Here is a 21,547-nt window from a genome sequence, read left to right on the forward strand (position 1 = left end):
ATGAGTGAGATAGGCTTTAAATACAGTATTTTAGCATCAGGTTCCAGTGGAAATTCCTTTTATCTGGAAACGCCAAAAAAGAAAATCTTAGTGGATGCAGGCTTGTCTGGTAAGAAAATTACCAGCCTGCTAGCTGAAATCAATCGCAAGCCTGAAGATTTGGATGCGATTTTGATTACGCATGAGCATTCAGACCATATTCATGGAGTCGGTGTCTTGGCTCGAAAGTATGGTATGGATCTTTACGCCAATGAAAAAACTTGGCAGGCTATGGAAAATAGCAAGTACCTCGGTAAGGTTGATTCATCCCAGAAGCACATTTTTGAAATGGGTAAAACCAAAACCTTTGGCGATATCGACATTGAGAGTTTTGGGGTCAGCCACGATGCGGCAGCACCCCAGTTTTACCGCTTTATGAAAGACGACAAGAGCTTTGTCATGCTGACCGATACAGGTTATGTTAGTGACCGTATGGCAGGAATTGTCGAGAATGCTGACGGTTACCTCATCGAGTCCAACCACGATGTGGAGATCTTGCGAGCAGGTTCTTATGCTTGGCGACTCAAACAGCGAATCCTATCTGATCTTGGTCACCTCTCTAACGAAGACGGTGCTGAGGCCATGATTCGTGCAATGGGAAATCGAACCAAGAAAATCTACCTTGGGCATTTGTCCAAAGAGAACAATATCAAGGAACTGGCTCATATGACCATGGTCAATCAGCTAGCACAAGCTGATTTGGGTGTAGGAGTAGACTTTAAAGTTTACGATACTTCCCCAGATACCGCAACACCACTGACAGATATATAAAAAAGAAGGCGAGTGCCTTCTTTTATTGTCTTTTACAATCCTGCAAATTCTTTGATTTCTTGTGCTGACATTGAAGAGTCGCAACGGACATTGATTTGACCATCTGCAACGTGGACAAAGCCTGGAACAGTCGGGATTCCATAACGTGAACGGAATTCTTGCAACTCATTGAGTTGGCTTGGTTCTTCACTGTTGATGAAGTAGATGTGGGCTTTGGTCTCAGCTAGGACACCTGCCAATGTGCCAGCAAATTTACGACAGTAAGGACAAGTTTTGCGACCGATGAAGAAGGTTGCTGTTTCTTTATTATCGAGTGCTTCTTGGGCACGTGCAACTGTAGTCACTTCAAGGTCTTTAATATCTTCTAAAAACTGATTCATAAGAATACCTCTCTTTTTTTGATAAAACTAGTATGCCACAAAGTTTCTAAAATTGCTCGGATTTGATACGAAAAAAAGATGAGATCGTTTTATCTCATCTTTCATCTTGCTTATTTTACAAAGGCATTGATTTCTGCTTCGATGTTGGCAATCTTAGCTTGTGAATCTTCGTTGCTTTGGCCCACAACGGCAATGTAGAACTTGATTTTTGGTTCTGTACCTGAAGGGCGAACAGCGATCCAAGAACCATCCGCAAGAGTGTATTTCAAAACATCACTTGGAGGAGTTGTTAAGGCAGTTACAATACCATCAGCAGTAGTAGAAGTTTGTGCTTTGAAGTCTTCTACAACAGTGATAGCTGTTGCGTTCCATTCTTTTGGAGCATTGTTACGGAACTTAGCCATAATCGCTTTGATTTGCTCAGCTCCATCGACACCTGAAAGAGTAACAGAGATGGTCTTTTCAGCATAGTAGCCGTATTCTTTGTAGATTTCCTCGATACCGTCAGCCAATGTCAAACCACGTGAACGGTAGTAGGCAGCAAGTTCAGCAACGACAAGAACGGCTTGGATAGCATCTTTATCACGTACGAATGGTTTGATCAAGTAACCGAAGCTTTCTTCAAATCCCATCATGTAAGTGTGGTTGTGTTTTTCTTCAAATTCTTGAATTTTTTCAGCGATAAATTTGAAACCAGTCAAAACGTTGAACATGGTTGCGCCGTAGCTTTCAGCAATCTTAGTTACCAAGTCAGTTGATACGATAGATTTGCAAAGGGCTGCATTTTCAGGAAGAGTTCCAGCATTTTTGTGGGCTTCCAAGATGTATTTAGCCATGATAGCACCGATTTGGTTACCTGAAAGGTTGAGGTAGCTACCATCTTTTTGAAGAACTTCAACACCAACACGGTCAGCGTCAGGGTCAGTTGCGACAAGAACATCTGCACCAACTTGACGACCAAGTTCTTCAGCAAGTGCAAAAGCTGCTTGGCTTTCTGGGTTTGGAGATTTTACAGTTGAGAAGTCTGGGTCGGCAGTTGCTTGCGCTTCAACGACTTGAACAGAGTCAAATCCTGCTTGGGCAAGAGCACGACGAGCCAACATTTCACCAGTACCATGAAGTGGTGTGTAGACAATCTTCATGTCTTTACCAAATTCTTCAATTAAGGCTGGGTTGATGTTTACATCTTTGACTTCTTTAAGGTATTCCACATCGACAGCTTCACCAATTACTTCAATCAAACCAGAAGCTTTTTCAGCTTCGACATCAGCAACTTCCACAGCAAATGGATTTTCGATAGCGCGGATGTAAGTCGTCAAGGCATCTGCATCGTGAGGAGGCATTTGTCCACCGTCTTCACCGTAAACCTTGTAACCGTTAAATGGTGCAGGGTTATGGCTGGCAGTAATCATGATACCTGCAAAACAGTTGAGGTGACGAACTGCAAATGAGAGTTCTGGAGTCGGACGAAGGCTTTCAAATACGTAAGATTTGATACCATGTTTTGCAAGAACTGCAGCGGATTCAAAGGCAAATTCTGGAGAGAAGTGACGGCTATCGTAGGCAATTGCCACGCCGCGTTCTTTTTCATTTCCACCTTTTGACTCAATCAAACGAGCCAAACCTTCAGTCGCTTGACGGACAACATAGATATTGATACGGTTAGTACCAGCGCCGATCAAACCACGCATACCAGCAGTACCAAATTCAAGATTGGTATAAAAGGCATCTTCCTTTGTTTTTTCATCCATGTTTTCCAAATCCTGACGAAGGTAGTCTGGAAGTTCAGCAAAATCTAACCATTTTTGATAATTTTCTTGGTAAGTCATAGAGGATCTCCTTTTTTTGTAAATTCTTTTAATCGCTTTCATTATATCACGATTTATCATTTTAGTAAAACGTTAGCATAACTTTCTGAAAAAGCTTGAAATGAAATGGATTCTATAGTCTTGAACCCCTTAGGGAAACATGCTATACTACCTATATGATTATTTTACAAGCTAATAAAATTGAACGTTCATTTGCAGGAGAGGTTCTTTTTGATAATATCAATCTGCAAGTAGATGAACGAGATCGGATTGCCCTCGTTGGGAGAAATGGAGCGGGTAAGTCTACTCTTTTGAAGATTTTGGTTGGAGAAGAGGAGCCAACTAGTGGGGAAATCAATAAGAAAAAAGATATTTCTCTGTCTTACCTAGCCCAAGATAGTCGATTTGAGTCTGAGAATACCATCTACGATGAAATGCTCCATGTCTTTGATGATTTGCGTCGGACTGAGAAACAACTTCATCAGATGGAACTGGAGATGGGTGAAAAGTCTGGCGCTGAATTGGATAAACTGATGGCGGATTATGACCGTTTGTCAGAGAATTTCCGTCAAGCAGGCGGCTTTACCTATGAAGCTGATATCCGTGCTATCTTAAATGGTTTTAAGTTTGATGAATCTATGTGGCAGATGAAAATTGCTGAGCTTTCTGGTGGTCAAAATACTCGTCTGGCTCTAGCAAAAATGCTCCTTGAAAAGCCTAATCTCTTGGTTTTGGACGAGCCAACCAACCACTTGGATATTGAAACCATAGCCTGGCTAGAGAATTACTTGGTGAACTATAGCGGTGCACTCATTATTGTTAGCCACGACCGTTATTTTTTGGATAAGGTTGCTACGATTACGCTCGATTTGACCAAGCATTCTTTAGACCGTTATGTGGGAAATTACTCTTGTTTTGTTGAACAAAAAGAGCAAAAGCTAGCAACGGAAGCTAAGAACTATGAAAAGCAGCAGAAGGAAATCGCTGCTCTGGAAGACTTTGTCAATCGTAATCTAGTACGAGCTTCGACAACCAAACGTGCCCAATCTCGCCGGAAACAATTGAAAAAAATGGAGCGTTTGGACAAACCTGAAGCTGGCAAGAAATCAGCCAACATGACCTTCCAGTCTGAAAAAACGTCGGGAAATGTTGTTTTGACCGTTGAAAATGCAGCCATTGGTTATGATGAGGAAATATTGTCAGAGCCAATCAATCTCGACCTCCGTAAGATGAATGCTGTTGCCATCGTAGGACCAAATGGTATTGGGAAGTCAACCTTTATCAAGTCAATAGTAGATCATATTCCTTTTATCAAAGGAGAGAAGCGTTTTGGAGCAAATGTTGAGGTTGGTTACTACGATCAGACTCAAAGCAAGTTAACACCTAGTAATACTGTTCTGGATGAACTCTGGAATGACTTTAAATTGATACCAGAGGTTGAAATCCGCAATCGCCTAGGTGCCTTCCTCTTCTCTGGTGATGATGTTAAGAAGTCAGTTGGAATGCTGTCTGGTGGCGAGAAAGCTCGTTTGCTTCTTGCAAAACTTTCAATGGAAAACAATAACTTCCTGATTCTTGACGAGCCGACCAACCACTTGGACATTGATAGCAAGGAAGTGTTAGAAAATGCTCTGATTGATTTTGATGGAACCCTTCTTTTCGTCAGTCACGACCGTTACTTTATCAATCGTGTAGCCACTCATGTTCTGGAATTGTCTGAGAGTGGTTCAACCCTCTACCTTGGAGATTATGACTACTATGTTGATAAAAAGGCTGAAATGGAAGTCAGCCAGACAGAAGAAGCTTCAACTAGCAATCAAGCAAAAGAAGCAAGTCCAGTCAATGACTACCAAGCTCAGAAAGAAAGTCAGAAAGAAGCCCGTAAGCTCATGCGTCAAATAGAGAGTTTAGAGGCTGAAATCGAAGAGTTAGAAACTCAAAGCCAAGCCATTTCTGAAAAAATGCTGGAAACCAATGATGCTGAAAAACTCATGGAATTGCAGGCTGAACTGGATAAAATCAGCCATCGTCAGGAAGAAGCCATGCTTGAGTGGGAAGAATTATCGGAGCAGGTATAAGAAATGGAACATCTTGGAAAGGTATTTCGTGAATTTCGTAAAAGTGGGAAATACTCCTTAAAAGAGGCGGCAGGTGAATCGTGTTCAACCTCTCAATTATCTCGCTTCGAGCTTGGGGAGTCTGATCTAGCAGTTTCTCGTTTCTTTGAGATTTTGGACAATATTCATGTGACTATTGAAAATTTCATGGATAAGGCTAGGGATTTTCAAAATCATGAACATGTTGCCTTGATGGCACAGATTATTCCGCTTTACTACTCAAATAATATTGCAGGTTTTCAAAAGCTTCAAAGAGAACAACTTGAAAAGGCTAAGAGTTCGACCAATCCCCTTTATTTTGAGCTGAATTGGATTCTGCTACAAGGTCTGATTTGCCAAAGAGATGCTAGTTACACGATGAAGCAGAGTGATTTGGAAAAGGTAGCAGATTATCTTTTTCAAACAGAAGAATGGACTATGTATGAGTTGATTCTTTTCGGGAATCTCTATACTTTCTACAATGTGGACTATGTAGCTCGGATTGGCAGAGAAGTCATGGAGCGAGAAGACTACTACAAAGAAATTGGTCGGCATCGAAAACTCGTTTTGATTTTAGCTCTTAACTGTTACCAGCATTGTTTGGAAAACCGTTCCTTTGCGGATGCGGCCTATTTTGAGAGCTATGTGGAGAAGTTAATTGGAAATGGTATCAAGCTTTATGAGCGCAATATCTTCCATTATCTCAAAGGTTTCGCCCTCTACCAGAGGGACCTAAAAGAAGAGGGTTGTAGTCAGATGCAGGAAGCCATGCATATTTTTGATGTGCTCGGACTTCCAGAGCAAGTAGCTTACTATCAGGAACATTATGAAAAATTTGTAAATCCTTAAATTTCCCAAATAAGGGAAAAGCGAAGGGACTCCTTTCAGTTTTGATACAATAGTTTCAAAATTTGAGAGGAGCTTTTTATATGAATCGACATGCAATCCAGTTGGTTAGTCGTGGTGCTATTAATAAGATAGGAAATATGCTCTATGATTATGGAAACAGTGTTTGGTTAGCATCAATGGGAACGATAGGACAGACTGTTCTTGGGATTTATCAAATTTCTGAACTCGTCACATCCATTCTGGTCAATCCCTTTGGTGGAGTGATTTCAGACCGCTTTTCGCGTCGCAAAATTTTGATGACGACAGACTTGATTTGTGGTATTCTCTGTTTAGCTATTTCTTTCATCAGAAATGATAGCTTAATGATTGCTGCCTTGATTTTTGCCAATATTGTTCAGGCGGTTGCTTTTGCATTTTCTCGTACGGCTAATAAAGCCATTATAACTGAAGTTGTAGAAAAAGACGAGATTGTGACATATAACGCTCGCTTAGAGCTCGTTTTGCAGGTTGTAGGCGTTAGCTCCCCTGTGCTTTCTTTCATCGTTTTACAATTTGCCAGTCTCCATATGACGCTTATTTTAGATGCCATTAGTTTTTTCATTGCATTTACCTTAGTAGCTTTCCTCCCCAAAAAAGAGACTCAGGAACAAGAGAAAAAGACTTTTAGTTGGAGAAATATTTTTGCTGATATGAAAGAAGGACTTGCCTATATCTGGCACCAGCAAGAAATCTTTTTCCTTCTGATAGTAGCTTCCAGTGTTAATTTCTTTTTTGCAGCTTTTGAATTTCTCCTACCTTTTTCAGAACGGCTTTATGGGGTAGAAGGAGCTTATGCAACTATTTTGACTATGGGCGCTATTGGTTCGATTATCGGAGCTCTTCTAGCTAGCAAAATAAAGGCAAGTGTTTATAATCTTTTGATTCTATTGGCTTTGACTGGAGTTGGAGTTTTTATGATGGGATTACCACTGCCAACTTTTCTTTCCTTTTCTGGAAATTTAGTTTGTGAACTGTTTATGACGATTTTTAATATTCACTTTTTTACTCAGGTTCAAACCAAGGTTGAAAGTGAATATTTAGGTAGGGTGCTGAGTACCATTTTTACTTTAGCCATTCTCTTTATGCCAATTGCAAAAGGCTTTATGACAGTACTGCCAAGTGTTCATCTCTCTTCTTTCCTGATAATTGGAAGCGGGGTTGTCATCCTGTCTTGTATATCTCTCATTTATGTTCGAAATCGTTTTGAAAAAAAGGTATAAATTTCTTTGACTTAAAAAAATATTTCACTATTAATTATTTTTCAGCCCTTCTCCATTGTGAGGAGGGCTTGGTTTGTGGTAAAATGGTTTTATGAATAAAAGAATGAATGAGTTAGTTGCCTTACTCAACCGCTATGCGACGGAGTACTATACGAGTGACAATCCTTCGGTTTCAGATAGCGAGTACGATCGCCTCTACCGAGAGTTGGTCGAATTGGAAGCTACCTATCCAGATCAAGTTTTAGCGGACAGTCCGACCCATCGCGTTGGTGGTAAGGTTTTAGATGGTTTTGAAAAATACAGTCATCAGTATCCTCTTTATAGTTTGCAGGATGCTTTTTCACGTGAAGAGTTAGAAGCTTTTGATGCGCGTGTTCGTAAGGAGTTAGCCCATCCCACTTATATCTGTGAGCTGAAAATCGATGGTTTGTCTATCTCACTTACGTATGAAAAGGGGATTTTTGTCGTTGGGGCGACACGTGGAGATGGTTCTATTGGTGAGAATATCACAGAAAACCTCAAGCGTGTCAAGGACATTCCTTTGACCTTGCCAGAAAAACTTGATATTACCGTTCGTGGAGAGTGTTATATGCCACGCGCTTCTTTTGACCTGGTCAACCAAGCTCGCCAAGAAAATGGGGAGCCTGAATTTGCTAATCCTCGTAATGCGGCGGCTGGAACTTTGCGTCAGCTGGATACGGCAGTAGTAGCCAAACGCAATCTTGCAACGTTTCTCTATCAAGAAGCCAGCCCTTCTACTCGTGATAGTCAAGAAAAGGTCTTGAAGCATCTTGAACAGCTTGGTTTTGTGGTTAATCCTAAACGAATATTGACTAAAAGTATAGATGAGATATGGGACTTTATCCAAGAAGTTGGACAAGAACGGGAACATCTACCTTACGATATTGATGGAGTGGTTATTAAAGTCAATGACTTAGCAGGTCAAGAAGAACTCGGTTTTACAGTTAAAGCGCCTAAGTGGGCAGTAGCATACAAATTTCCTGCTGAGGAAAAAGAAGCCCAGCTCCTTTCAGTTGACTGGACAGTGGGTCGTACGGGTGTTGTGACCCCAACTGCCAATCTGACACCAGTTCAGCTTGCTGGGACAACCGTCAGTCGTGCAACTCTCCACAACGTAGATTATATCGCCGAAAAAGATATTCGCAAAGACGATACGGTTATCGTCTATAAGGCTGGGGACATCATCCCTGCTGTCTTGCGTGTTGTAGAGTCCAAGCGTGTTTCTGAAGAAAAACTAGATATTCCGACTAACTGTCCAAGCTGTGACAGTCAGTTACTTCATTTCGAAGATGAGGTTGCTCTACGTTGTATCAATCCTCGCTGTCCTGCTCAAATTATGGAAGGCTTGATTCACTTTGCCTCTCGAGATGCCATGAATATTACAGGCCTTGGTCCATCTATCGTTGAAAAGCTTTTTGCTGCCAATTTAGTCAAAGATGTGGCAGATATTTACCGTTTGAAAGAAGAAGATTTCCTCCTTTTAGAAGGTGTCAAGGAAAAGTCTGCTTCTAAACTGTATCGGGCCATTCAAGCATCCAAGGAAAACTCTGCTGAAAAGCTCTTGTTTGGTCTGGGAATTCGCCATGTCGGAAGTAAGGCTAGTCAGCTCTTGCTCCAACATTTCCACTCTATTGAAAATCTAGCCCAAGCAGACCCAGAGGAAGTAGCAAGTATCGAAAGCTTGGGGAGTGTAATTGCGCAAAGTCTTCAGACTTATTTTGCTACAGAAGGATCGAAGATTCTTTTAGACGAGTTGAAAGAAGCTGGAGTTAATCTGGACTACAAAGGACAGACAGTAGTGGCAGATGCGGCCTTGTCAGGTTTGACAGTAGTTCTGACAGGAAAATTGGAACGCCTCAAACGCTCAGAAGCCAAAAGCAAACTCGAAAGTCTTGGTGCCAAAGTCACAGGCAGTGTATCCAAGAAAACAGATCTAGTCGTAGCAGGAGCGGATGCAGGAAGCAAGCTCCAAAAAGCACAAGAACTTGGTATTGAAGTTCGAGATGAAGCCTGGCTGGAAAGTATGTAATGATAGTAGAAAATTAGGCGACAGCTAGTCTCAAACTATCTCTCCTGATGTGTTTTGACATGGTTAAAATCTGTTGTCCATCGTGATGAAATGCCAACTGAATCCATCAGAATCAAATAAAATTAAAATAGAAATTAGAAATTAGGAAAAAACATGTACAATTATCCCGTTCTTCTCCATTTTCATAGAAAAAATGGAGATTATAGAGCTTGCTCATTTAGCACAGACCGAGATGAAAACAAAAGCTCTTTAACTTCAGAGACCACTTATTTTGGTCTTCAGTTTTCTTTTACCGTGACTAGTCAGGAAAAGGTGGATAGTTTCACCTTCAAAGCCGAGATAGATGGTGTATTAAAAGAATATCTTGTACGTTTTAACTACTATCCCTTGCTAACAGAAGCATGGATTTTAGAGGGCGATGAGATTGTTTATTATTCTGAAAACCCAGCTATTGCTAGTCCTTACTACAAAGATCAAAATCCATTTGCCTTTGATAAAGCAATCCATAGCGCTAGCTTTGATCACCACTGGGGCTACCAAGGAGAACTAGGTTATAGCCTTTCAGATTATCAGACAAGCTTTAAACTTTGGGCTCCTACAGCTACAGCTGTACAGGTGGTTGTATATGAAAATACCAGCAACGATGCATCGATTTGGAAAACCTTTAATCTAGAGCGTGGTAATAGCTATTCATATGGTCATAAGTATAATACCATTGGTGTGTGGAGTCTAGACTTAGATGAAAATCTTGCTGGTAAGGCTTATCAGTATCAAATTGAATTTCCTCACCACCAGACTTTGACGAGAGATCCTTACACAACTGCAACAAGTCCTGACGGGAAACGTTCTGTAATTCTTTCTCATCAGGACAGACAAGTAGAAAGATTCGAAGTCAAACATGGGACAGAAGCGCCATGGCGTTTGGATAATCCATGTAAAGCAGTTATCTGTGAAATGCATATTCGTGATTTTACAAAATCGCCTACATCTGGTGTTCCTGAAGAACTCCGCGGAACCTTCTTGGGTGCTGCTCAGACTGGAACGGTTAACCAATACGGTCAAGCAACCGCCTTTGACTATATCAAAGAACTTGGTTGCAACTATGTTCAACTCCAACCAATCTTTGATCGCCATAAGGAATATGACGAGAACGGAAATGTAACCTATAACTGGGGCTATGACCCTCAAAACTACAATGCTCCAGAAACAAGTTTCTCTAGTAATCCAGATGATCCCGGACAAGTTATTCGAGACCTCAAGACCATGATTCAGGCTTATCATGATGCAGGAATCGGTGTCATTATGGATGTGGTTTATAACCATACCTTCTCAACAGTTGACGCTCCATTCCAGACAACTGTTCCCGATTATTTCTATCGTATGAATCGTGATGGAACTTTTCAAAACGGTACGGGAGTAGGAAATGAAACCGCAAGTGAACACGAAATGTACCGCAAGTATATGATTGACTCACTCCTTTATTGGGTGAAAGAATACAATGTTGACGGTTTCCGTTTCGACTTGATGGGAATCCACGATGTCAAAACCATGCAGGCAATTCGTTGGGCACTTGATGAAGTTGATCCGCGTATTCTCACTTATGGAGAAGGCTGGGATATGGGGACAGGTCTAGCTCCTTATGACAAGGCTAAAAAGGACAATGCCTACCAGATGCCAAATATAGGTTTCTTCAACGATAATCAGCGTGATGCGGTCAAAGGAGGAGAAGTTTATGGTACAATCAAGTCAGGATTTGTCAGTGGTGCTGCCACAGAACCAATCGTAGCCAAGGCAATTCTTGGTAGCCGAGAGTTGGGGTCATATCTTAGTCCAAACCAAGTCCTTAACTATGTAGAAGCCCATGATAATTACAATCTTCATGACTTGTTGGCAACTCTTCATCCTGATCAGAGTTCCGACCAGATTATGCGCAAGGTCGAGACAGCGACAGCCATGAACCTTCTCATGCAAGGTATGTCCTTTATGGAACTTGGTCAAGAGTTTGGACGAACTAAGTTGATTCCAACTGGTGAACACGGAGAACTCACTCCAGCAGACCGAGAACGCGCTATGAACAGTTACAATGCACCTGATAGTGTCAATCAGGTAAACTGGGATTTGATCAATGAAAGACAAGAAAGCATTGAGTTTGTCCGTCAGATTATTCGACTGAAAACACAGACCAGTGCCTTCTCCTATCCTACATACGAAGAAGTTTACCGTCATGTCTTTGTCCACACAGCTGCTGAAAATAGCGGGTGGATTGTCTATGAGATTCACGGTGGATCAGAACATCTATTAGTGGTATTTAATGCTAAGGGAACCTCCTTCTACTTTGAAAATGCAGGTAAGCTTGAAATGTTCCTTACCAACAGTCGTTCAAAACAAGAAAATGTTATTGATGATATTAGTGTCGCAGTTTTAAAAGTGCTCTCATAAATTAATGTAGTAAAAAGGGTTAGATTATCTAATCCTTTTTGTCATTTATGAGGTTTTTAATGAAGAGTAGAATTAAGTTTCAAATAATTTGAAGGATCAAGATTGTGAAAAAAATCTCAATTTTTTCACAAAAAGGGTTGTAATTTTCTGAAAATTTGATAAAATAAGTCTTAATAATTTTCAGGAGGAAGAAAATTGGCAAGATATCAAAATTTAGTAAATGGAAATTGGAAATCATCTGAAAAGGAAATTACAATCTATTCACCCATTAATCAGGAAAAGCTGGGGACAGTACCAGCTATGAGTCAAGCTGAAGTAGATGAGGCTATGAAAGCTGCGCGTACAGCTCTCCCAGCATGGCGTGATTTAGCACCAGTTGAGCGTGCAGCCTATTTGCATAAGACAGCAGACATTTTGGAACGTGATAAAGAAAAAATTGGTACAATTCTTGCCAAAGAGGTCGCTAAAGGGATAAAAGCAGCCATTGGAGAAGTAGTACGTACAGCAGATTTGATTCGTTTTGCTGCAGAAGAAGGTCTCCGTATCACTGGACAAGCAATGGAAGGGGGCGGTTTTGAAGCTGCAAGTAAAAACAAACTAGCCGTTGTCCGTCGTGAGCCAGTTGGTGTCGTTTTAGCTATAGCGCCATTTAACTATCCAGTTAACCTTTCTGGATCTAAGATTGCTCCAGCTTTGATTGCAGGGAATGTCGTCATGTTTAAACCACCAACACAAGGATCTATCTCAGGTCTGTTATTAGCCAAGGCTTTTGATGAGGCAGGTATTCCAGCAGGAGTATTTAATACGATAACTGGACGTGGTTCTGAAATCGGAGACTACATCATTGAACACAAGGAAGTGAACTTCATTAACTTTACAGGTTCAACACCGATCGGTGAGCGAATTGGTCGTTTAGCTGGAATGCGTCCTATCATGCTTGAACTTGGTGGGAAAGATGCAGCTATTGTTCTCGAAGATGCAGACTTGGAACACGCAGCTAAACAAATCGTCGGTGGAGCCTTTAGCTATTCAGGACAACGTTGTACTGCTATCAAACGTGTTTTGGTTGTGGAAAGCGTAGCAGACAAGTTGGCTGAATTGCTCCAAGCTGAAGTTGCTAAGCTAACCGTTGGTGACCCATTTGACAATGCTGATATCACACCTGTTATTGATAATGCTTCAGCTGATTTTATTTGGGGATTGATTCAGGATGCGCAAGGTAAAGGTGCCAAAGCGCTCAGTCCAATCAAACGTGAGGGCAATCTCATTTGGCCGGGACTTTTTGATTATGTCACAAGAGATATGAAATTAGCATGGGAAGAGCCATTTGGCCCTGTTCTCCCAATTATCCGTGTTGCAGATGCGGATGAAGCAGTAGCAATTGCTAATGAATCAGAATTCGGTCTTCAATCTTCAGTCTTTACAAATGACTTTAAGAAGGCGTTTGAAATTGCTGAAAAACTGGAAGTTGGAACGGTTCATATTAATAACAAAACGCAACGTGGGCCAGATAATTTCCCATTCCTTGGTGTAAAAGATTCTGGTGCTGGTGTGCAAGGGATTAAATACAGCATTGAAGCAATGACAAATGTTAAATCCATTGTTTTTGATGTGAAATAATTTATAAAATCAGGAAATAACATTCCTGATTTTTATTTTTACTAAAAAATCCAGTTTAAAATTGAAAAATAACGAATGTTTTGGTATTATACTAAGAAAATATATGTAAATCATTTATTTTTTCAACAATTAAATGAAAAAATTATATGATGTTAAGATATATTTTCTAAAATTTTCAAGATATTTTTTAAGAAATTCCGTAAACTGCTTGAAAGTTCTTTTAAAAGATAGTATAATAGAATTATAGAAAACGCTTACAAAAAGAAAGGGGATTGGATGAATAATCAAGAAGCATTGAGAACCTTCACTACTGGAGAAAATTTTCATCTTCAGCACTATCTAGGAGCACATAAAGAGGAAAAAGACGGAGAAATTGGTTTTACTTTCCGTGTTTGGGCACCTAACGCTCAGGCTGTGCACTTAGTTGGTGATTTTACAAACTGGACAGAGCATCAAATTCCCATGGTTCGTAATGAAGCAGGTGTTTGGGAAGTCTTCACAAGTCTGGCTCATGAAGGACAGATTTATAAGTATCATATCACGCGTGCAAATGGGCACCAGATTATGAAAATTGATCCATTGGCGGTTCGTTTTGAGGCCCGCCCAGAGACTGGAGCCATCCTGACTGATATTCCAGAGAAAAAATGGAAAGATGGTCTTTGGCTAGCTAGGAGAAAACGCTGGGGCTTTTTTGAGAGACCAGTCAATATTTATGAAGCCCACGCTGGATCTTGGAAGAGAAATCCAGATGGTAGTCCATACAGCTTTGCACAACTTAAGGAAGAACTCATTCCATACCTTGTTGAGATGAATTACACTCACATCGAGTTTATGCCTTTAATGGCTCACCCACTTGGATTAAGTTGGGGCTACCAGCTTATGGGTTACTTTGCTATGGAGCACTCTTATGGGCGACCAGAGGAATTCCAAGATTTTGTTGAGGAATGTCATTTAAACAATATCGGTGTAATTGTGGATTGGGTTCCAGGTCATTTTACCATCAACGATGACGCCCTTGCTTATTACGATGGAACACCAACTTTTGAATACCAAGACCACAATAAGGCCCATAACTATGGTTGGGGAGCTCTTAACTTTGACCTTGGGAAGAATGAAGTTCAGTCCTTCTTGATTTCTAGCATTAAATTCTGGATTGACTTTTATCATTTAGACGGTATTCGAGTGGATGCAGTTAGCAATATGCTCTACCTAGACTATGATAATGCTCCTTGGACTCCAAACAAAGACGGTGGCAATCTCAACTACGAAGGCTACTATTTCCTTCAACGTTTGAACACTGTTATCAAGTTAGCTCATCCAGATGTAATGATGATTGCAGAAGAAAGTTCATCAGCAACAAAGATTACTGGTATGAAAGAAATGGGCGGTCTAGGATTTGACTACAAGTGGAATATGGGTTGGATGAACGACATTCTCCGTTTCTACGAGGAAGATCCGATTTATCGTAAGTATGATTTTAATCTTGTGACCTTCAGCTTTATGTATGTTTTCAACGAAAACTACCTCTTACCATTCTCGCATGATGAAGTCGTACATGGTAAGAAGAGCATGATGCACAAGATGTGGGGTGATCGCTACAATCAATTTGCAGGTTTGCGAAATCTCTACACTTATCAAATTTGTCATCCAGGTAAGAAACTCTTGTTCATGGGAAGCGAATATGGTCAGTTCTTAGAGTGGAAGTCTGAGGAACAGCTAGAATGGTCTAACTTGGAAGATCCAATGAATGCTAAGATGAAGTACTTCACTTCTCAACTCAATCAATTCTATAAAGAGCATCGTTGCCTTTGGGAAATTGACACCAGCTACGATGGCATCGAAATTATTGATGCGGATAATAGAGATCAGAGTGTCCTTTCCTTTATTCGTAAGAGTAAAAAGGGTGAAATGCTAGTCTGTATCTTTAATATGGCGCCTGTTGAACGAAAAGACTTTACAATCGGACTTCCTGTCGCAGGAGTTTATGAAGAAGTTTGGAATACAGAATTGGAACAATGGGGTGGTGTCTGGAAAGAATACAACCAAACGGTTCAAACTCAAGAAGGATTATGGAAGGATTATGAGCAGACCTTGACCTTCACCTTGCCAGCTATGGGGGCAAGTATCTGGAAGATTAAACGTCGCTTGAAACCAACTAAAACTGTCGCAAATAAAACTCAAAAAGGAGTAGAAAATGAAGAATGAAATGCTAGCTTTGATCCTTGCAGGTGGGCAAGGAACACGTCTCGGAAAACTCACTCAAAGCATTGCTAAACCAGCCGTGCAATTCGGTGGGCGCTACCGTATTATTGACTTCGCGCTTTCAAACTGTGCTAACTCTGGGATTCACAATGTCGGTGTGATTACACAATACCAGCCTCTTGCCTTGAACAACCACATCGGAAATGGTTCGAGCTGGGGACTAGATGGCATTAACACAGGTGTTTCTATCCTTCAACCCTACTCTGCAAGTGAAGGAAACCGTTGGTTTGAAGGGACTAGCCACGCTATCTACCAAAACATTGACTACATCGACAGTGTTAACCCAGAATACGTCTTGATCCTTTCTGGTGACCATATTTACAAGATGGACTATGATGACATGCTTCAGTCTCATAAGGACAACAACGCCAGCTTGACAGTAGCTGTTTTAGATGTGCCTCTCAAAGAAGCTAGTCGCTTTGGTATCATGAATACAGATGCCAATAATCGTATCGTTGAATTTGAAGAAAAACCAGCCGAACCTAAGTCTACCAAAGCTTCTATGGGAATCTATATTTTTGACTGGAAACGTCTACGCAACATGCTAGTAGCCGCTGAAAAGAGCAAGGTAGATATGTCAGATTTCGGTAAAAACGTTATTCCAAACTACCTTGAGTCTGGTGAAAGTGTCTATGCTTATGAATTCAAGGGTTACTGGAAAGACGTTGGTACAATTGAATCCCTTTGGGAAGCCAATATGGAATACATTGATCCAAACAACGCTTTGGATAGTCGTGATCGTCAGTGGAAAATCTACTCACGGAACTTGATTTCACCACCAAACTTTATTGGAAAACACGCTCATGTAGAAGATTCTTTAGTTGTGGATGGCTGTCTCGTGGATGGAACTGTTAAACATTCCATTCTCTCAACAGAAGCGCAAGTACGTGAGGGTGCTGAAGTAGTAGACTCTGTAATCATGAGTGGTGCCATTATCGGAAAAGGTGCAAAAATTAAACGTGCCATCATTGGTGAAGGTGCTGTTATTTCTGAAGGTGTCGAAATTGATGGAACAGACGAAGTACAAGTAGTAGGATATGATGAAGTAGTGGGGGTAGCAACAGATGAAGATTGATAAATATTCAGCCATTTTAGGAAACACCGTTGGTTTTCACGATATGTCAACGTTAACAGAACACCGTCCGGTGGCTAGCTTGCCATTTGGAGCAAAATATCGTTTAATTGATTTCCCTCTTTCTAGCCTTGCAAATGCTGGTGTTCGTAGTGTCTTTGGAATTTTCCAACAAGATAATATCAGTTCAGTCTTTGACCACATTCGTTCAGGACGTGAGTGGGGCTTATCTACCCTTCTCAGTCACTACTATCTAGGTATTTATAATACGCGTGTTGAAAGTAGCACAGTTGGGAAAGAATATTACCAACAGCTTCTCACTTATTTGAAACGTTCAGGATCAAATCAGACGGTTGCACTTAACTGTGATATCGTGGTGAATATTGACCTCAATCAAGTGTTCCATTTACATACTACTGCCGGTCGTCCGATTACAGTTGTTTATAAGAAATTACCTAAAAAGGATATTTCAGATGTTAATGCCATCTTGGAAGTGGATGAAACAGACCATGTTCTTTCTCATAAACTTTTTGATGCCAAATCAACAGATGAACTTTTCAACATGTCTACAGATATATTCGTCGTTGATACTCCGTGGTTGATTAAGCGTTTGGAAGAAGAAGTTCAAAAAGAATATCCAGAAAAATTACGCTATGTTCTCCGCGATTTGGCTGTAAAAGAAGGTGCTTTTGCTTACGAATACACGGGCTATCTAGCCAATATTCACTCCGTTCAATCCTATTATCAAGCCAATATTGATATGCTGGAGTCTCAAAAATTCTACTCTCTTTTCTCACCAAATCAGAAGATTTATACAAAAGTTAAGAATGAAGAACCAACCTACTACTCAAACACCTCTAAGGTAAGTACTTCGCAGTTCGCCTCTGGTAGTATCATAGAGGGTGAAGTAGTTCAGTCGGTCCTATCACGTAACATTTATGTTCACAAAGATAGTGTGGTGAAAGACAGCATTTTATTCCCTCGTGTTGTGATTGGTCAGGGTGCCCAAGTTGAATATGCCATCCTAGACAAAGGAGTTGAAGTTGCGGACGGTGTTGTCATTCGAGGAACAGCAGAACATCCAGTTGTAGTTAAGAAGGGTGAAACAGTAACAGAGGACATTTACTCATGAAAATTTTATTTGTAGCGGCAGAAGGAGCACCCTTTTCAAAAACAGGTGGTTTGGGCGATGTCATTGGTGCCCTTCCCAAATCACTTGTAAAAGCAGGGCACGAAGTTGCAGTTTTCTTGCCTTACTATGATATGGTAGAAGCTAAGTTTGGTGACCAGATAGAGGATGTTCTCCACTTTGAAGTTAGTGTAGGATGGCGTAGACAGTACTGTGGTATTAAGAAAACGGTCTTGAATGGGGTTACCTTCTACTTCATTGATAATCAATATTATTTCTTCCGTGGCCATGTGTACGGTGATTTTGACGATGGTGAACGCTTTGCCTTTTTCCAACTGGCTGCTCTTGAAGCCATGGAACGCATCGGCTTTATTCCTGACCTTCTCCATGTTCATGATTATCACACCGCTATGATTCCTTTTCTCTTGAAGGAAAAATACAGATGGATTCAGGCTTACCAAGGAATCAAGACCGTTTTAACCATTCACAATTTGGAATTCCAAGGTCAGTTTTCTGAAGGAATGTTGTGGGATTTGTTTGGTGTTGGTTTTGAACGGTATGCTGATGGAACCCTTCGTTGGAATGACTGTCTTAACTGGATGAAAGCAGGTATTCTCTACGCGGATCGTGTCTCAACCGTATCTCCTAGCTATGCACATGAGATTATGACTAGTCAGTTCGGTTGCGGTTTGGACCAGATTCTTCGTATGGAGTCAGGTAAGGTTTCAGGTATTGTCAATGGTATTGATGCAGACCTTTATAATCCTGAGACAGATGCTCTTTTAGACTATCATTTTGATAAGGATGACTTGTCAGGAAAAGTACAAAACAAAGCAAAATTGCAAGAGAGAGTTGGGTTACCTGTGAGAGCAGATGTTCTGCTAGTTGGGATTGTCTCTCGATTGACACGCCAAAAAGGCTTTGATGTCGTTGTAGAAAGCTTGCATCGTTTCTTACAGGAGGACGTTCAAATAGTCCTTTTAGGAACAGGTGACCCGGCTTTTGAACATTCTTTCTCATGGTTTGCTCAAGTCTATCCTGACAAGCTATCAGCAAATATCACTTTTGACGTCAAACTTGCTCAAGAAATCTACGCAGCTTGTGATCTCTTCCTCATGCCGAGTCGTTTTGAACCATGTGGTTTGTCTCAAATGATGGCGATGCGTTATGGAACGCTACCATTGGTTCATGAGGTTGGAGGACTAAGAGATACAGTTCAATCCTTCAATCCAATCGAAGGAACTGGTACTGGATTTAGCTTTGACAATTTAACACCATACTGGCTTAACTGGAGTTTCCAAACAGCCTTGGATGTTTATAAGAACCAGCCAGATGTTTGGAGAAATCTACAAAAACAAGCTATGGAATGCGATTTCTCATGGGACACGGCTTGTAAGTCTTATCTTGACTTGTACCATAGTTTAGTCAACTAATAGATAAAATCGTATGATTCTTTCATACGATTTTTGGGCTGTTTAGAAAAGAGGAGAAGTGATGACTCAAGTAATGGGCCTCTGTGTCATGGATGTTGATGGCACCCTGATAGCAGAGGAAGTGATTGATCTTTTAGGAAGAGAAGCAGGTTGCGAAGCGGAAATTTCAAAGATTACCAATCAAGCAATGCAAGGTGAACTAGACTTTGAAAGGAGTTTACGAGCGAGAGTCGCATTGTTAAAAGGTCTTCCGGTTTCGGTCTTTGATACTGTCTTCAAATCCATTCATCTTTCCCAAAATGCTAAAGAATTTATCTCCATACTTCAAAAGAATGGTATTCTAGTCGGTCTAGTTTCTGGTGGCTTTACACCAATAGTTGAAAGGTTGGCAAAATCCCTTGGTATCTCCTATTTCTCTGCCAACCAGTTGGAAGTCAGAGATGACTTTTTAACAGGTCGACTAGTTGGTGAAATTGTGACAGCCCAAGTAAAACAAGCTACTCTTGAGAAATGGAGAAAAGAATTAAAACTACCCAAAGAAAGAATGATTGCCATCGGTGATGGTGCCAATGACCTCTTGATGTTAAAGTCAGCAGGTCACGGTATAGCCTTTTGTGCCAAAGAAGTCGTAAAAGCTGAAGTAGTTTGTCATGTAGATACGAGGGATCTTTTAGAAGTTTTGCCTTTGATTGATTTCTTAGAATGAGAGGGAACTATGAAAATTGTAATTGCACCCGATTCTTTTAAAGAAAGTTTGACGGCAGAAGAGGTCGCTCAAGCTATAAAAAGAGGCTTCGAACAGTCAATAGCGGATGTAGAATGTCTGCTTTGCCCTGTTGGTGATGGTGGGGAAGGAACTGTAGATGCTATTCGCCATTCTCTTGAACTCAAAGAAAAATGGCAAGAGGTGACGGGACCTTTTGGTCAAAAAGAAACCATGCGCTACTTTCAGAAAAATCAAACAGCGCTCTTTGAAGTTGCTGACTTGGTTGGTTTAGGAAAGATCCCTCATGAGAAACGAAATCCTCTCCACATCCAAACTCGCGGTATTGGAGAGTTGATTCGCCATCTCATTGATCAAGGGATGAAAGAAATCTATATCGGTGTAGGTGGTACGGCTAGTAATGACGGTGGGATAGGCATTGCTGCTGGCTTAGGTTATCGTTTTTATGATAAGAATGGAAAAGAATTGCCAGCTTGCGGTCAGACTTTGCTTGAGTTCGAGTCAGTTTCAAATAGCAAGTTGTATAGGATTCCTGAAGATGTGAAAATCCGCATTTTAGCAGATGTCGTGAGCCCATTATGCGGTTATCAAGGGGCAACCTATACATTTGGAAAACAAAAGGGCTTGGATCCTGCTTTGTTTGAGACAGTAGATCTGGCTATACAGGAGTTCTATGAAAAATTCTCACCTTCCACCCTATCTCTGAAAGGAGCAGGAGCAGGTGGGGGTATTGCTGCTGGTCTCTGTGCCTTTGCTCAGGCTAGTATCGTATCTGGGATTGACACCTGTTTGGATTTGATTGACTTTGATAAGAAAGTTGCAGGTGCCGACTTGGTTATCGTCGGAGAAGGCAGACTGGACTGTCAAAGCTTTGCTGGGAAAGCTCCTATCGGTGTAGCAAAAAGAACCCCTAACGGAGTTCCTGTTATCGCTATTTGCGGTAGTCTTGCTGATGATTTGCCTCCCCTACCATTCGAAAATATACAAGCAGCCTTTTCTATTTTAGAGAAAAGTGAACCTTTGGAAGAGAGTCTGAAAAAAGCAAGCCTCTATTTGGAGCACACATCTACTAATATTGGTCGCTTATTAAATTTGAGGAAGGATTAACCAAACCATTTTTTCCAGATGGATTTTTTAGGTGGCTCTGCCTTTTTCTCTTCCCAGAGGCTTGAGAATGCAAGTCTAAGGTCCTTTTCGTCTACTTGAACAGGTTCATTTGTATGAATGACAAGACCGAAAGGAGAAGTGATATGATCGTCTGAAACAATAGTCGCCTGACAGTTGCTTTCCTTTGCTTGTCTTAAGTAAAAGACCTGTTTGTCAAACTCGATATTTGGTGAGATCTTCACAAAAAGTATCTCTACCTTTTCTTGAAAACTTTCTAAAATAGAGAAAAATCCATGTTCTAATTCAGAACTATTGGCAGTACTTATATCCGCGTAGCCAAGAACTCTTTCCTCGAAAGTGCCGAGAAAACGACGTTGTTCATCCGGGTTTAGTTTTGGCCCACCATGAGCTTTTTCTAGTAGTTGTTTTGATAAATCTGTCATAAAAACAGTATATCACAAAAAACACAAGAAAACAGACCAAAGAAAGCGATTACTTTATAAAGTTAA

At 40.8% G+C, this 21,547-nt stretch carries 16 protein-coding genes; 13 read left to right on the plus strand and 3 right to left on the minus strand.

The features are described 5' to 3' along the window. Entirely contained in the window at positions 1–810 is an 810-nt protein-coding gene (locus B7705_RS04110; RefSeq protein WP_038806131.1) for an MBL fold metallo-hydrolase, read from the plus strand. Positions 811–842: 32 nt separating this feature from the next. On the opposite strand, the gene B7705_RS04115 is transcribed toward B7705_RS04110, so the two are convergent. Next, entirely contained in the window at positions 843–1,190 is a 348-nt protein-coding gene (locus B7705_RS04115; protein WP_084947992.1) for a thioredoxin domain-containing protein, read from the minus strand. Between the two features lie 110 nt (positions 1,191–1,300). Continuing rightward, the gene (locus B7705_RS04120; RefSeq protein ID WP_084947994.1) at positions 1,301–3,019 is read right to left on the minus strand and encodes a phospho-sugar mutase; all 1,719 of its coding nucleotides are present in this window, start codon (positions 3,017–3,019) and stop codon (positions 1,301–1,303) included. 155 nt (positions 3,020–3,174) lie between these two features. On the opposite strand from B7705_RS04120, the gene B7705_RS04125 reads away from it, so the two are divergent. The 12 genes from B7705_RS04125 to B7705_RS04180 all read left to right on the plus strand — a co-directional run bounded on the left by B7705_RS04125 (position 3,175) and on the right by B7705_RS04180 (position 21,038). Then, complete coding sequence (locus B7705_RS04125) at positions 3,175–5,076, plus strand: ABC-F family ATP-binding cassette domain-containing protein (RefSeq protein ID WP_084947997.1); 1,902 nt, start codon at positions 3,175–3,177, stop codon at positions 5,074–5,076. A 3-nt stretch (positions 5,077–5,079) separates the two neighbouring features. Further along, the gene (locus B7705_RS04130) at positions 5,080–5,943 is read left to right on the plus strand and encodes an Rgg family transcriptional regulator (protein ID WP_084947998.1); all 864 of its coding nucleotides are present in this window, start codon (positions 5,080–5,082) and stop codon (positions 5,941–5,943) included. An 80-nt stretch (positions 5,944–6,023) separates the two neighbouring features. Then, complete coding sequence (locus B7705_RS04135; RefSeq protein WP_084948001.1) at positions 6,024–7,202, plus strand: MFS transporter; 1,179 nt, start codon at positions 6,024–6,026, stop codon at positions 7,200–7,202. A 91-nt stretch (positions 7,203–7,293) separates the two neighbouring features. After that, positions 7,294–9,252: an NAD-dependent DNA ligase LigA gene (gene ligA, locus B7705_RS04140; protein ID WP_084948005.1), complete on the plus strand. Its 1,959-nt coding sequence runs from the start codon at positions 7,294–7,296 to the stop codon at positions 9,250–9,252. 153 nt (positions 9,253–9,405) lie between these two features. Then, on the plus strand, positions 9,406–11,691 hold the full coding sequence (gene pulA / locus B7705_RS04145) for a type I pullulanase (RefSeq protein ID WP_084948008.1): 2,286 nt from the start codon (positions 9,406–9,408) through the stop codon (positions 11,689–11,691). 195 nt (positions 11,692–11,886) lie between these two features. Then, entirely contained in the window at positions 11,887–13,311 is a 1,425-nt protein-coding gene (locus B7705_RS04150) for an NADP-dependent glyceraldehyde-3-phosphate dehydrogenase (RefSeq protein ID WP_084948011.1), read from the plus strand. A gap of 276 nt (positions 13,312–13,587) precedes the next feature. Further along, positions 13,588–15,516, plus strand: a complete 1,929-nt coding sequence (gene glgB / locus B7705_RS04155) for a 1,4-alpha-glucan branching protein GlgB (protein ID WP_084948013.1) — start codon at positions 13,588–13,590, stop codon at positions 15,514–15,516. Further along, the gene (locus tag B7705_RS04160) at positions 15,506–16,648 is read left to right on the plus strand and encodes a glucose-1-phosphate adenylyltransferase (RefSeq protein WP_000787259.1); all 1,143 of its coding nucleotides are present in this window, start codon (positions 15,506–15,508) and stop codon (positions 16,646–16,648) included. Before glgB ends, B7705_RS04160 begins: the two co-directional genes overlap by 11 nt. Beyond that, positions 16,638–17,777 (plus strand): glucose-1-phosphate adenylyltransferase subunit GlgD, encoded by a 1,140-nt coding sequence (glgD, locus tag B7705_RS04165; protein ID WP_084948016.1) that lies wholly within the window; start codon positions 16,638–16,640, stop codon positions 17,775–17,777. Before B7705_RS04160 ends, glgD begins: the two co-directional genes overlap by 11 nt. Next, entirely contained in the window at positions 17,774–19,207 is a 1,434-nt protein-coding gene (gene glgA, locus B7705_RS04170; protein ID WP_084948018.1) for a glycogen synthase GlgA, read from the plus strand. Before glgD ends, glgA begins: the two co-directional genes overlap by 4 nt. 61 nt (positions 19,208–19,268) lie before the next feature. Next, the gene (gene serB, locus B7705_RS04175) at positions 19,269–19,913 is read left to right on the plus strand and encodes a phosphoserine phosphatase SerB (protein WP_084948021.1); all 645 of its coding nucleotides are present in this window, start codon (positions 19,269–19,271) and stop codon (positions 19,911–19,913) included. A 9-nt stretch (positions 19,914–19,922) separates the two neighbouring features. After that, positions 19,923–21,038: a glycerate kinase gene (locus B7705_RS04180; protein WP_084948025.1), complete on the plus strand. Its 1,116-nt coding sequence runs from the start codon at positions 19,923–19,925 to the stop codon at positions 21,036–21,038. On the opposite strand, the gene B7705_RS04185 is transcribed toward B7705_RS04180, so the two are convergent. After that, positions 21,035–21,481 carry a DUF1694 domain-containing protein gene (locus tag B7705_RS04185; protein WP_084948027.1) on the minus strand — a complete coding sequence of 149 codons (447 nt, stop codon included), beginning with the start codon at positions 21,479–21,481 and terminating at the stop codon, positions 21,035–21,037. The genes B7705_RS04180 and B7705_RS04185 overlap by 4 nt on opposite strands. Positions 21,482–21,547: the final 66 nt, after the last annotated feature.

The sequence above is a fragment of the Streptococcus oralis subsp. dentisani genome (genome assembly GCF_002096685.1).
GTDB classification, from domain to species: domain Bacteria; phylum Bacillota; class Bacilli; order Lactobacillales; family Streptococcaceae; genus Streptococcus; species Streptococcus oralis_AD.

Bases quoted from the DNA above. Each gene is read 5' to 3' on its own strand.
- B7705_RS04120 (WP_084947994.1), bottom strand. From the start codon at position 3,019: ATGACTTACCAAGAAAATTATCAAAAATGGTTAGATTTTGCTGAACTT.
- glgD (WP_084948016.1), top strand. From the start codon at position 16,638: ATGAAGATTGATAAATATTCAGCCATTTTAGGAAACACCGTTGGTTTT.
- B7705_RS04130 (WP_084947998.1), top strand. From the start codon at position 5,080: ATGGAACATCTTGGAAAGGTATTTCGTGAATTTCGTAAAAGTGGGAAA.
- serB (WP_084948021.1), top strand. From the start codon at position 19,269: ATGACTCAAGTAATGGGCCTCTGTGTCATGGATGTTGATGGCACCCTG.
- ligA (WP_084948005.1), top strand. From the start codon at position 7,294: ATGAATAAAAGAATGAATGAGTTAGTTGCCTTACTCAACCGCTATGCG.
- B7705_RS04110 (WP_038806131.1), top strand. From the start codon at position 1: ATGAGTGAGATAGGCTTTAAATACAGTATTTTAGCATCAGGTTCCAGT.
- B7705_RS04115 (WP_084947992.1), bottom strand. From the start codon at position 1,190: ATGAATCAGTTTTTAGAAGATATTAAAGACCTTGAAGTGACTACAGTT.
- pulA (WP_084948008.1), top strand. From the start codon at position 9,406: ATGTACAATTATCCCGTTCTTCTCCATTTTCATAGAAAAAATGGAGAT.
- B7705_RS04180 (WP_084948025.1), top strand. From the start codon at position 19,923: ATGAAAATTGTAATTGCACCCGATTCTTTTAAAGAAAGTTTGACGGCA.
- B7705_RS04185 (WP_084948027.1), bottom strand. From the start codon at position 21,481: ATGACAGATTTATCAAAACAACTACTAGAAAAAGCTCATGGTGGGCCA.
- B7705_RS04160 (WP_000787259.1), top strand. From the start codon at position 15,506: ATGAAGAATGAAATGCTAGCTTTGATCCTTGCAGGTGGGCAAGGAACA.
- glgB (WP_084948013.1), top strand. From the start codon at position 13,588: ATGAATAATCAAGAAGCATTGAGAACCTTCACTACTGGAGAAAATTTT.
- B7705_RS04125 (WP_084947997.1), top strand. From the start codon at position 3,175: ATGATTATTTTACAAGCTAATAAAATTGAACGTTCATTTGCAGGAGAG.
- B7705_RS04135 (WP_084948001.1), top strand. From the start codon at position 6,024: ATGAATCGACATGCAATCCAGTTGGTTAGTCGTGGTGCTATTAATAAG.
- glgA (WP_084948018.1), top strand. From the start codon at position 17,774: ATGAAAATTTTATTTGTAGCGGCAGAAGGAGCACCCTTTTCAAAAACA.